Source organism: Neoroseomonas soli, from assembly GCF_018129065.1.
GTDB lineage: Bacteria > Pseudomonadota > Alphaproteobacteria > Acetobacterales > Acetobacteraceae > Neoroseomonas > Neoroseomonas soli.
Window position 1 is genome coordinate 1 of record NZ_JAAEDM010000115.1, and the last position, 11,354, is coordinate 11,354.

10 protein-coding genes are annotated in these 11,354 nt (G+C 71.9%); 5 read left to right on the forward strand and 5 right to left on the reverse strand.

The features are described 5' to 3' along the window. Positions 1 to 234, reverse strand: a 234-nt coding sequence (locus tag GXW76_RS23275; RefSeq protein ID WP_246514647.1) for a GcrA family cell cycle regulator, incomplete at its 3' end; no start/stop codon positions are given. Positions 235 to 471: 237 nt separating this feature from the next. On the opposite strand from GXW76_RS23275, the gene GXW76_RS23280 reads away from it, so the two are divergent. Both GXW76_RS23280 and GXW76_RS23285 read left to right on the forward strand, forming a co-directional pair. Beyond that, positions 472 to 933 carry a winged helix-turn-helix transcriptional regulator gene (locus tag GXW76_RS23280; protein WP_211864533.1) on the forward strand — a complete coding sequence of 154 codons (462 nt, stop codon included), beginning with the start codon at positions 472 to 474 and terminating at the stop codon, positions 931 to 933. Then, a complete protein-coding gene (locus GXW76_RS23285) occupies positions 926 to 2,284 on the forward strand; it encodes an MATE family efflux transporter (protein WP_246514648.1) in 1,359 nt (452 codons plus the stop codon). The genes GXW76_RS23280 and GXW76_RS23285 overlap by 8 nt, the downstream gene beginning before the upstream one ends. 139 nt (positions 2,285 to 2,423) lie before the next feature. On the opposite strand, the gene lpxK is transcribed toward GXW76_RS23285, so the two are convergent. From lpxK to GXW76_RS23300, 3 genes are all read right to left on the reverse strand, one after another. Then, entirely contained in the window at positions 2,424 to 3,413 is a 990-nt protein-coding gene (gene lpxK, locus GXW76_RS23290; RefSeq protein ID WP_211864534.1) for a tetraacyldisaccharide 4'-kinase, read from the reverse strand. Next, positions 3,413 to 4,777 (reverse strand): 3-deoxy-D-manno-octulosonic acid transferase, encoded by a 1,365-nt coding sequence (locus GXW76_RS23295; RefSeq protein ID WP_211864535.1) that lies wholly within the window; start codon positions 4,775 to 4,777, stop codon positions 3,413 to 3,415. The genes lpxK and GXW76_RS23295 overlap by 1 nt, the downstream gene beginning before the upstream one ends. A gap of 157 nt (positions 4,778 to 4,934) precedes the next feature. After that, complete coding sequence (locus tag GXW76_RS23300) at positions 4,935 to 5,612, reverse strand: lysophospholipid acyltransferase family protein (protein WP_211864536.1); 678 nt, start codon at positions 5,610 to 5,612, stop codon at positions 4,935 to 4,937. A 193-nt stretch (positions 5,613 to 5,805) separates the two neighbouring features. Here GXW76_RS23300 and GXW76_RS23305 point away from each other — a divergent pair, with 193 nt between their 5' ends. The 3 genes from GXW76_RS23305 (at position 5,806) to trxA (ending at position 10,523) form a co-directional block, all read left to right on the forward strand. Beyond that, the gene (locus GXW76_RS23305) at positions 5,806 to 6,957 is read left to right on the forward strand and encodes an efflux RND transporter periplasmic adaptor subunit (protein WP_211864537.1); all 1,152 of its coding nucleotides are present in this window, start codon (positions 5,806 to 5,808) and stop codon (positions 6,955 to 6,957) included. 4 nt (positions 6,958 to 6,961) lie between these two features. Then, the gene (locus GXW76_RS23310) at positions 6,962 to 10,114 is read left to right on the forward strand and encodes an efflux RND transporter permease subunit (protein WP_211864538.1); all 3,153 of its coding nucleotides are present in this window, start codon (positions 6,962 to 6,964) and stop codon (positions 10,112 to 10,114) included. Positions 10,115 to 10,190: 76 nt separating this feature from the next. Then, entirely contained in the window at positions 10,191 to 10,523 is a 333-nt protein-coding gene (trxA, locus tag GXW76_RS23315) for a thioredoxin TrxA (RefSeq protein WP_211864539.1), read from the forward strand. Between the two features lie 188 nt (positions 10,524 to 10,711). Here trxA and GXW76_RS23320 read toward each other — a convergent pair. Continuing rightward, positions 10,712 to 11,354: hypothetical protein (locus GXW76_RS23320; protein ID WP_211864540.1), on the reverse strand; the 643-nt coding region annotated here is incomplete at its 5' end.

Here is an 11,354-nt window from a genome sequence, read left to right on the forward strand (position 1 = left end):
AGGCGCCAGGCGCTGCACCGGGGCGGGCACCGGGCGCGGCACACGCGGCGCCGGCGCGGGGCGCGGGGCCGCATCGCGCCGGATCGGACTCGGCCGCGCCGACAGATTCAGTCGGTGCGCCTTGCCCACCACGGCATTTTTTGAAATGCCCATGCGCCGGCCGATCTCGGCCGTGGAATGCCCCTCGGCCCAGAGCGCCTTGAGACGCTCGATCGCCTCCGCCGTCCAGTCCATAGCGGTGTGTCCCCCGATGTCCCCCAACACAAGATACGGTAGGCCAGACCCCGGCCCGCACACAAGTTCTGCGATGCCGAACGATGCAGATTTCTGTGGACAAGCCTGTGGGCGAGTCGCTCCCGCGACGAATTGCTTTCACTTTGAAAGCCATTGCTTGCAAATTGAAAGCAACCCGGCTTCGATGCCGCCTCCGACCGAAGGAGAACGACCCTGCAACGCATCGACTTCGCCCGCATGCGCTGCCCCGTGGCCCGCGCCATGTCGATCCTCGGGGAACGCTGGACGATCCTGATCCTGCGGGAAGCCTTCGCCGGCACCACCCGCTTCGACGCCTTCGAGCGCAACCTCGGCATCGCCCCGAACATCCTCTCGGCCCGGCTCTCCGCCCTGGTCGAGCATGGGGTGCTCGAGCGCGTGCCGGATGGCGGCCGCCACGCCTACCGACTGACCGAGCGCGGCCGCGACGCCTTCCCGCTCTACCTCGCCATCCGCGACTGGGGCGCGCGCCACCTCTCGGGCCCCGAGGGCCCGCCGACGGTCATGCTCGACACTGTCACCGGGGAACCCGTGCTCGCGCCGGCGCCACGCCGCGCGGATGGCTCGCCCATCCTGCCGGAGCATGTCCGCATCCTGCCCGGACCGGGCGCCAACGAGGCGGTCCGCCGCCGTTTCGGGACGGAAACCGCCAATGGCTGAAACCCTCGCCATGCAACAGGCCCGCGCCGTGATGCCAGGGCGCGTGCGCCGCATCCTCGCGCTCGCCGCGCCGACCACGCTGCTGTCGGCCACCCAGGTCGCGGCGCTGCTGGTCGAGCCCTGGCTCGCGGCGCGCCAGGGGACCCAGGCGCTCGCAGGCTGGGCAGTGGTGCTGCCCTTCGCCCTGCTGCTCGGCCAGATGTCCGCCGGCGCCATGGGGGGCGGGGTGGTCTCCGCCATCGCCCGAGCGCTCGGCGCCGGAAACCGGGAGGAGGCCTCGGCGCTCGCCACCCATGCGCTGGTCATCGCGGTGGCAGGGGCGGCGCTCTTCGCCATTCCGCTCGCGATCTTTCCCTGGACGGTGCTCACGCTGATCGGCGGGCCGGAGGCGGCGGCGGGCGGCGCGGCCTATTGCGCCTGGCTGTTCGGCGGCGGGGCGCTGCCGACCTGGCTCGCCAATACCTTCGCCTCGATCCTGCGCGGCGGCGGGCGGCATGCGCTGGCGGCACGCGGGGTGATCGGCGCCTGGATCGTCTATCCGCCACTGGCGTGGCTGCTGATGGAACCCCTTGGCATGGGCCTCGCCGGCGCCGGCCTCGCCTTCGCCGTGACCATGACCGGGGCGGCGGCGCTGATGGCGGCGGTGGTGATGGCCGGCGGGGCCGGCTTCACGCCGCATCTGCGCACCCCGCTGCGGGGCGCGCTGTTCCGGCGCATCCTCGCCGTCGGGCTGCTGGCCTGCCTCATGGCCACCATCGCGAACATGGCGACCATCCTGGTCACGGCGCGCATCGCCCATCACGGCGCGGCGGCGGTGGCGGGCTACGGCATCTCCGCCCGCATCGAGTTCCTGATGATCCCGCTCGCGTTCGGGGTGGGCTCGGCGCTCACGGCGCTGGTCGGGCGCGCGGTGGGCGCACGGGACTGGGCGGAGGCGCGGCGCATCGCCTGGGCCGGCGCCGGGCTGGCCTTCGGCGTGACGGCGGCGATCGCCATCCCGGTGGCGATCTTCCCGGCCGCCACCGCGGCGGCCTTCACCTCAGACGCGGCGGTGCAGGCCATCGCGACGCAGGCGCTCGCCATCATCGCCTGGGCGATGCCGGGCTTCGGCCTCGGCATGGCGCTGTATTTCGCCGCCATGGGGGCGGGGCGCATGGCCTGGCCGGTGGTGGCGGGGCTGTCGCGCATCACGCTCGCGGTCGGGGGCGGGTGGGTGCTCAGCGACCTGCTCGGGTTCGGCCTGGAAGGGCAGTTCGTGGCGGTGGCGCTGGGGATCACGGCCTTCGGGGCGATCTGCGCGGGGGCGACCAGGCCGGGGGTATGGCCGGGCAGGGGGGCGCCGCCCCCCTGACCCCCCGCCAAAGGCCTTTGGAAACCATCACGGCGGACGGGCGCGTCGGCCAGCGGCGTCTGCCACACGCCATCAAGTCACGGTTCCCAAAGGCCTTTCGGCCTTTGGCGGGGGAGTGCGAGGGGGCGGCGCCCCCTCGCTACGCCGGCATCGGCACCCGCGCCGCCAGCGGTTCGAGCAGCGTCTCGATCGCCACCGGCTCCGCCCATTCGAGCCGCACCGTCACCACCGTCACCCGGTTCCGGAACGCCGGCGGGATGCGCACGAAATCCTTGCGCGTCGTCACCGGCGTGGCGCGCAGGGCCTCGGCCTGAGCCAACAGGTCGCGCAGGTCCCCTTCGTCGAAGGGGTAGTGGTCGGCATAGGCCTGCTTGCCGGCGATGAAGGCGCCGGCCTCCTGCAGCGTGGAGAAGAACTTGCGCGGGTTGGCGATGCCGCAGAACGCGAAGACCGGCTGGCCGGAGAGCAGTTCCGCCTCCGGCCCCGGCACCAGGCGGGCGCGCAGTACCGGCAGGCCAGGCGGCAGGGCGGCCAGCGCGCCGGTCTCGTCCTCCCCGACCAGCACGGCTGCGCGGCAGCGCGCGGCGGCGGCGGCGACCGGTTCCCGCAGTGGCCCGGACGGGATCACGCGGCCATTGCCGAAGCCGTAGGTGCCGTCGATCACCAGCAGCGAGAGATCCTTGTCGAGCGTCGGGTTCTGCAGCCCGTCATCCATGACGATGGCCTGCGCCCCTGCGGCGATCGCCGCCTGGGCGCCGGCGGCGCGGTCGGCCGCCACCCAGGTCGGGCGCTCGGCGGCGAGCAGCAGGGCCTCGTCGCCGACAGCCGTGCTGTCGTGGATGGTCGGATCGACGCGGATCGGGCCCTTGAGCTTGCCGCCATAGCCGCGCAGCAGGAAATGCGCGCCGATGCCGCGGTTGCCGAGCCGCCGGCCGATGTCGAGTGCCGCCGTCGTCTTGCCCGCGCCGCCGGCCGTGGCGTTGCCGCAGCAGATCACCGGCACCGTCGCATGCCAGCCGGGCCGCGCCATGCGCCGCGCCGTGGCGGCCGCGTAGATGGCGGAGACGGGCGAGAGCAGGAAGGGCGCGAGCCCCCCGCCGCCACCGCTCCAGAATTCGGGAGCGCGCATCAGATCCTTTCGTCCACAATCCCAGTCACCGGCGGGCCGGAGGAGCCCGTTCCCGCCATCCCGCGGCCATCGGCCGCATCATCCGGGGCGGTCGGCGACGGCAGCAGCGCCGCGGCGATCCGCTCCGGCAGCCCGGCCTGGTCGGCCGCCACCCGGGCGGCGGCCTCTGCCTGAGCCCGTGCCCGCGACGGGTTGGTTAGCATGTCGGAAACCGCCTCGGCCAGCGCGGCGGCCGGGTCCATTCCGGGCTCGATCCGGGTGGCGCCGCCGACGGCCTCGAGCCGGTCCAGGATCTCGGCGAAGTTCCAGGTGTGCGGGCCGGTCAGTACCGGGCACATCAGCCGCGCGGGCTCGAGCGGGTTCTGCCCCCCATGCGGGACCAGCGAGCCGCCGATGAAGGCAGCCTGCGCCAGGCGGTAGAACAGGCCCAGTTCGCCGAGCGTGTCGGCGACGAGGATGGCGGTTTCCGCGCCGGCATCATCCCCGGCAGAGCGGCGCGCGACGGGCAGGTCCCCCGCCAGCGCCGCCACCTCCGCCCCACGTTCCGGGTGGCGCGGCACGATGATGGTGAGCAGTCCCGGATGCGCCCCCGCCAGGCGGCGGTGTGCGGCGACGACGATCGCCTCCTCCCCCGCATGGGTGCTGGCGGCGAGCCAGACCGGGCGCCCGGCCAGAAGGGCGGAGAGCCGGCGCTGCTCCGCCGCCTCGGCGGGCAGCGGCGGGGCGGAGAACTTCAGGTTCCCCCAGCATTCCGCCGGCGCGCCGAGAGCGCGGAAGCGGGCCGCGTCAGCCTCGGTCTGCGCGAGCACGAGGCGGAAGGGTGAAAGGACGCTCCGCGCCAGCCCGGGCGCCCGCCGCCACCAGCGCGCGGAGCGTTCGGACATCCGCCCGTTGACCAGGAAGAGCGGAATGCCACGCGCCGCCGCCGCGGTGATCAGGTTCGGCCAGAGCTCCGATTCCACGAAGACCGCCGCATCCGGCCGCCACCCGTCGAGGAAGCGCGCCGCCCAGCGCGGCACGTCCAGCGGCACGAAGCGGTGCGTCACCCGCCCCGCGAGCGCCTCCGGCAAGCGCCGCGCCAGCAGCGTCGCGGAGGTCACGGTGCCGGTGGTGACCAGGATGGACAGTGCGGGGTCGCGCGCGGCCAGCGCCTCGATGAGCGGCAGGACGGAGAGGGTTTCGCCCACGCTCGCGGCATGGAGCCAGAACAGGCGGCCCGGCGGGCGGGCAGCGAGTTCGCCGAAACGTTCGGGGAGGCGGTCCGCGACCTCCTTGCCGCGGGCGGCTCGGCGGCGGAGATGCGACGGCAGCAGGGGCGCGACGGCGGTGGCGGCCCAGCGCCAGACGGCGGCAGCGAAGGTCATGGGCGGAAGGAAGGTCGGGGGGAGGTGAACTCCCCCCGATCCCCCCTCCTTCCTTGGATCCCTGGGAACTGACTCCGGCGGCCAGCACCAATTGCCAGAGAAGGGAGGGGGTTCGGGGGAGGTTCCCCTCCCCCGACCTTCTTTTCTTCCACCGCGCTCACGCCGCCACCATCGCGTCGGCGCGCTCGCACGCCTCGGTCAGCGCTGCGGCGATGGCCGGCAGCGCCGCCTCCGCCCCGTGCCGCGGCACCGCGATCGGTTCCATCACCACCGCCACCCCGCGGGCGAAGGGCAGCGGGAAGCGCATCCGGTCCCAGGACCCCGCGAGCCGCATGCGGGAGGACGCGACCCCGCAGGGCAGCACCGGCACCCCGGTCAGCGCCGCGAGTTGCGCGACGCCGGGTGCCGCCACCCTCGCCGGCCCTCGCGGCCCGTCCGGCGTGATCACCGCGACGCCGCCGTCGGCCAGGATGCGCGCCAGGCCGCGCAGCCCCGCCGCGCCGCCCTTCGAGGAGGAGGCGTGCACCACGTCGATCCCGAAGGGCCGCACGGCCGCCGCGATCAGCCGGCCGTCGCGATGGCGGGATATCAGCACCTGCGACCGCCGATCCCCCGCCTGCGGGACGCGCTTCGCCAGCAGCCTCCAGCCCAGGGCGGCGAGCGGCAGGCGCTCGTGCCAGAAGGCAAGGATCATCGGCTGGTCCGCGAGAGGGCGGGCATGCTCCTCCCCCACCAGCGTCCAGCGCGTGGTGGCCCAGACAAGGCGCAGGTAGAGCGCGACGAGCCGCGCCAGCATGCCCTGCACGAGGGGGTGCCGGATCAGGCGTTTCGCCATCGGGGACTGCGGGGCGGGAAGGACACGGCGCGGCCCGTAGCACGCCACGGGCCCGCGGCGAAGCGATCCGTCCCCTCGTGCAGGGCGTGGTGTATCGACGCGCTGCCGCGTAGTCTGTTCCGCAGCGCGATGCTTCTGGAGACGACACGGTATGGGTCAGGTGCGGGGTGGTGCGGCCTTCGGGCGCTCAGGAATGGCCGCGATCACGGGCCTTGCGGCGCTGCTCGCGCTTGCCGCCTGCAAGGAATCCGCACCTCCTGCGCAGCAATCCGGCGCCCCGCCGGCGGTGCTCGTCGCGAGGGTGGAACAGCAGTCGGTCGCGCCGACGGCGGAGTTCATCGGCCGGGTCGAAGCGATCGACAAGGTGGAGGTCCGCGCGCGGGTCACCGGCTTCCTCCATGCCCGCCACTTCAACGAAGGCGACAACGTCAAGGCGGGCGCCCTGCTGTTCACCATCGAACAGCCGCCCTTCGCGGCCGAGGTGGCGCTGCGCCAGGCCCAGGTGGAACGCGCCGAGGCCGAGTTGCGCAATGCCGCGCTGCAGGTGCAGCGCGGGCGGGACCTGGTGCGCACCAACAACATCCCGCAGTCGCAACTCGACGAGCGCATTGCCGCCGAGGGCGAGGCGCAGGGCCAGCTCTCCGGCGCCCGCGCGCAGCTCGAGCAGGCGCGCATCCAGTACGGCTACACCGAGATCCGCGCCGCCTTCGACGGCCGCGCCGGCCGGTCCCCGCTCAGCCCCGGCAACGTGGTCGGGCCGGATACGGGGGTGCTGGTCACGGTGGTGCGCGACGACCCGATCCGCGTCACCTTCCCGGTCACGCAGCGCGAGCTGCTGCGCGTGCGGCGCGCCGGCATGAACGGCGCGGCGAACTCGGCCGAGCGCGTGCAGGTGCTGGTGCGCCTGCCGGACGGCGCGCTGCTCGATACCGCCGGGCGGCTCGATTTCGTGGACGTCGCGGCCAACCGCTCGACCGATTCCGTGCTGGTGACGGCGACCGTGCCGAACCCGCAGCGGCTGCTGACCGACGGGCAGGCCGTGACGGTCGTGCTGCGGGACGCACAGCCGCAACAGGCCATCGTCATCCAGCAATCGGCCATCCAGATCGACCAGCAGGGCGCCTTCGTGCTGGTGGTGGGCGCGGACAACAAGGTCGAGGTCAAGCGCATCCGCACCGGCCGCGGGCCAGCCGGCCAGGTGGTGGTGACGGAAGGCCTCGAGGTCGGCCAGCTCGTCATCGTCGAGGGCTCGCAGCGCGCCCGGCCCGGCCAGCCGGTGACCCCGCGCCCACAGGGAGCGCCGCCGCTCGGCGCCACGCCCGCCAACGCAGCGAACGGCGGCTGAGCCGATGATCAGCAAGGTCTTCGTCGACCGGCCGCGGCTCGCGATCGTCATCGCCATCGTCATGACCATCGCGGGCATCGTCTCGCTGATGCAGATCCCGGTGGCGCAGTTCCCGGACATCGTGCCGCCGCAGGTGACGGTCACGGCGAACTTCCCCGGTGCCTCGGCCGAGGTGGTGGAGGCGACCGTCGCCCAGCCGATCGAGAGCCAGGTGAACGGCGTGGACAACATGATCTACATGCGGTCCACCAGCGGCAACGATGGCTCCTACACGCTGACGGTCAGCTTCCGGGTCGGCACCGACCCGGACCAGAACACGACGAACGTGAACAACCGCGTGCAGCTGGCCGCGGCGCAGTTGCCCGAGGAAGTGCAGCGCCAGGGCCTGACGGTGCGCAAGAAGTCCTCGGCGCTGCTGCAGGTGATCACCCTGCGCTCGGAGAACGGGCAGCAGGACCCGCTCTTCATCTCGAACTACGCCACCATCAACATCATGGACGCGCTGAAGCGCGTGCCGGGCGTGGGCGACGCCATCATGTTCGGCGCGCGCGACTATTCCATGCGCATCTGGTTCGAGACCGACCGGCTCACCGCGCTGAACCTGACGCCGGGCGACATCATCAACGCCATCCGGGCGCAGAACCAGGTCGCCCCGCTTGGCCGCGTCGGCGCCCAGCCGGCGAGCGACGACACCTCCTACCAGCTCAACATCCGCACCACCGGGCGCCTGATGGAGCCCGAGGAATTCGGCGCCATCCTGGTGCGCGCCAATCCCGACGGGTCCGTGCTGCGCGTGCGCGACGTCGCGCGCATCGAACTCGGCGCCTGGAACCAGGATGTCGGCACCCGGCTGAACGGGCAGGACGCGATCCTGGTCCAGATCTACCTCGCGCCCGGCGCCAATGCCGTGGGCGTGGCGGAATCGGTGGCCCAGACCATGAGCGGCCTCGCCACCCGCTTCCCCGAGGGCCTCGGCTACGCCGTCACCTACGACACCACCACCTTCGTGAAGCTGACCATCCATGAGGTCATCAAGACGCTCGAGGAAGCCTTCATCCTCGTGGTGCTTGTGGTGTTCCTCTTCCTCGGCTCGATCCGCGCCACCATCATTCCGCTGGTCGCCGTGCCGGTGAGCCTGATCGCCACCTTCGCGGTGCTGAACGCGATGGGCTACTCGGCCAACACCGTCTCGCTGCTCGCCATGGTGCTCGCCATCGGCATCGTGGTGGACGACGCCATCGTGGTGGTCGAGGCGGTCGAGGCGAAGATGGAGGAGGACCATTCCCTCTCCGTCGCCGACGCGACCAAGGCGGCGATGGAGACCATCACGGCGCCGATCGTCGCCATCACCCTGGTGCTGCTCTCGGTCTTCGTGCCGCTGGCCTTCATCCCGGGCATCTCAGGCGAGTTGTTCCGCCAGTTCGCGGTGACCGTCTCGGTCGGCATGTTCTTCTCGGCGATCAACGCGCTGACGCTCTCGCCCGCGCTCTGCGGCGTGCTGCTCTCGGCGCACCATGGCCCGAAGAAGGGCATCATGGGGCGCATCTCGCGCGGCATCGACTGGGTGCGGGACGGCTATGCGGCGATCGTCACGCGGCTGGTCAGGGTGGCGCTGGTCTCCATCGTGCTGCTCGGCGCCTTCATGGCCGGCATTGTCGGCGTCGGCAGCCGCACCCCCACCGGCTTCCTGCCGCAGGAAGACCAGGGCGCCTTCTTCGTCGAGGTCCGCCTGCCCGAGGGCGCCTCGCTGAACCGCACCACCTCCGCGGCGCTCGAGGTCGAGACCATCCTGCGCGACCTCGGGGGCGTGCGCGACGTCCAGACCATCAGCGGCTACTCGATGCTGAACGGCCTGGCGCAGTCCAATACCGCCTTCTTCATCGTCACGCTCAAGCCCTTCGCGGAACGCACCGCACCCGGGAGCGACGTCAACGGGCTGATCGCGCAGGTCGTCCGGCTCACCTCCGGCATTCCGGCGCAGGTCATCCCCTTCAACCTGCCGCCGATCATCGGCCTCGGCACCGCCGGCGGCTTCGAGTTCCAGTTGCAGAACCTGGAAGGCCGCCCGGTGGGCGAGATGGCAAGCGTGATGCGCGCCCTCGTGCTCGCCGCGAACCAGGAGCCGGCGCTGCAGCGCGTCTTCTCGACCTTCTCGGCGAACACGCCTTCGATCTTCCTTGAGATCGACCGCGACCGGGCGCAGGTGCTCGGCGTTTCGCTGAACGACGTCTTCCAGGCGCTGTCCTCGGCGATGGGCGGGGCCTATGTGAACGACTTCAACCTGTTCGGCCGCACCTGGAAGGTCAGCCTGCAGGCGGTGGACCGCGACCGCGCCGGCATCCCGGACATCTACCGGGTCCATGTCCGCAACCGGGACGGCGACATGGTGCCGCTGCGCGCCTTGGCCGACGCCCGCATCGAATTCGGTCCGGAGAGCATCATCCGCTACAACAACGTCCGCAGCCTGACCATCAACGGCGAGCCGGCAGCGGGCCGCAGCACCGGCGACGCGCTGAACGCCATGGAGCGGGTGGCCAACGCGACCCTGCCGCGCGGCTATTCCTTCGAATGGACGGGCACCGCCTTCCAGGAGAAGGCCGCCTCCGGGCAGACGGGGACGATCCTCGCGCTCGCCGTCCTCTTCGCCTTCCTGTTCCTGGTCGGGCTCTACGAATCCTGGACCATCCCGGTGCCGGTCCTGCTTTCGGTCACGGTTGGCGTGCTCGGCGCCATGGCGGCGATCGGGCCGGCGGGGCTGGCGCTCGATCTGTATGCCCAGGTCGGCATCGTGGTGCTGATCGCGCTCGCGGCGAAGAACGGCATCCTGATCATCGAATTCGCCAAGGAGCAGCGGGAAAGCCACGGGAAATCCATCCAGGAGGCGGCGATCCTCGGCTCGAAGCTGCGCTTCCGCGCGGTGATGATGACCTCCTTCGCCTTCATCCTCGGCCTCTATCCCCTGGTGGTGGCCGAGGGCGCCTCGGAGATCAGCCGCCGGGCCGTCGGCACGCCGGTCTTCTGGGGCATGCTGGCGGCATCCTCGATCGGCATCTTCATGATCCCGATGCTCTATGTCGTCTTCCAGTCGGTCCGGGAGCGGATCAAGAGCATGCTCTTCCGGCGTAAGGAAACCCCGGCCGAGGTCCCGCACGCTTGACCCGGCGGGGTGGGCGAACGATGTCTGGCGCAACCCGGGGGGCGGTCTGCCCCCCTTCCCCTACGGAGACTCCCCTATGGGTGACCTGACCAAGCCGGTCTCGGACGACACCTTCAAGCAGGACGTGCTCGAGGCGCCGGGCCCCGTTCTCGTGGATTTCTGGGCCGAGTGGTGCGGCCCCTGCCGCATGGTCGGCCCGATCCTCGACGAGATCGCCGCCGAATACGCCGGCAAGCTGACGGTCGCGAAGGTTAACATCGACGACAACCCGATGACGCCGAACGAATACGCGGTGCGCGGGATCCCGACGATGATCCTGTTCAAGGACGGCAAGCCGCTCGACACCAAGGTCGGCGCCATGCCGAAAGGGGCGCTGAAGGCCTGGATCTCGGGCGCGATCGGCGAGTGATGTGACACCGGGGGGAGAAGGAAACTTCTCCCCCCGTACCCCCCTCAACCTTCTTTGCCACTTGGGAACTGACCGCGGCTGTCGGTTCGCAAATGACAGGAGCGGGAGGGCGTGGGGGTCCCGGTGGCATGGTGCGGCAACGGCGAAGGGTTTCGGGTCGAGGGCGGCGGACCTCCCCGACCTGCTTGTTATCCCTCCGGGCACCCCACGACCACGCGCTGGAGCGTCCGCACCGCATCCAGCGTCTGCGTCCAGCGCGGGTCCGACTGCGGCGGGGTCAGGAGCCGCGCCGCCTGGGCCAGATCCGGGCAGCGCTGGTCGTCCGCCCCGCAGGATACCGAAACGCCCATCATCCGCGCGCTTGCGCCATGGAAGCGCGCACTCGTGTTGCCCGGCGCCTCGCGCAGCAGCGTTTCGGCCTGTTCGCGCATCAGGTCATTGTCGGGGCAGATGCTGGCGCGCGGCGTGACCGCACGGCGGTCGTAGAGCGCGGCGAGCAGTTCCTCCCGCCAGGCATTGCGCTGCGCCTGGCTGTTCGCCCCGCCCGCGCCGAGCGCCGCCTGGCCCGCCGAGACCGCGCAATCGCGCAATGCCGCCCTCCGGTCCTGCGGCGCGGATGCCGCCTGCCGGCGACAGGCCCGCGCGCGCAGCGCCTGTGCTTCGGCGCAGTCCTTGTCGGCGGCGCCGGTGCAGGCGGGCACCTCCTCGGCGGTGACGCTGTCCCAGGCGTTCTGGGCGGCGGCCGTGCTCATGCGCGCCAGGCGCTGTGCGGCCGGGGTGGCGGCAGCCCCTGCGGCCGCCCCGGCGACCTGCCCGGCGGGGCCGCCGACC

What these genes read in the sequence shown, in the direction of transcription:
- GXW76_RS23280 (WP_211864533.1), top strand. Translation starts at nt 472, where the DNA reads ATGCGCTGCCCCGTGGCCCGCGCCATGTCGATCCTCGGGGAACGCTGG.
- GXW76_RS23285 (WP_246514648.1), top strand. Translation starts at nt 926, where the DNA reads ATGGCTGAAACCCTCGCCATGCAACAGGCCCGCGCCGTGATGCCAGGG.
- lpxK (WP_211864534.1), bottom strand. Translation starts at nt 3,413, where the DNA reads ATGCGCGCTCCCGAATTCTGGAGCGGTGGCGGCGGGGGGCTCGCGCCC.
- GXW76_RS23295 (WP_211864535.1), bottom strand. Translation starts at nt 4,777, where the DNA reads ATGACCTTCGCTGCCGCCGTCTGGCGCTGGGCCGCCACCGCCGTCGCG.
- GXW76_RS23300 (WP_211864536.1), bottom strand. Translation starts at nt 5,612, where the DNA reads ATGGCGAAACGCCTGATCCGGCACCCCCTCGTGCAGGGCATGCTGGCG.
- GXW76_RS23305 (WP_211864537.1), top strand. Translation starts at nt 5,806, where the DNA reads ATGGCCGCGATCACGGGCCTTGCGGCGCTGCTCGCGCTTGCCGCCTGC.
- GXW76_RS23310 (WP_211864538.1), top strand. Translation starts at nt 6,962, where the DNA reads ATGATCAGCAAGGTCTTCGTCGACCGGCCGCGGCTCGCGATCGTCATC.
- trxA (WP_211864539.1), top strand. Translation starts at nt 10,191, where the DNA reads ATGGGTGACCTGACCAAGCCGGTCTCGGACGACACCTTCAAGCAGGAC.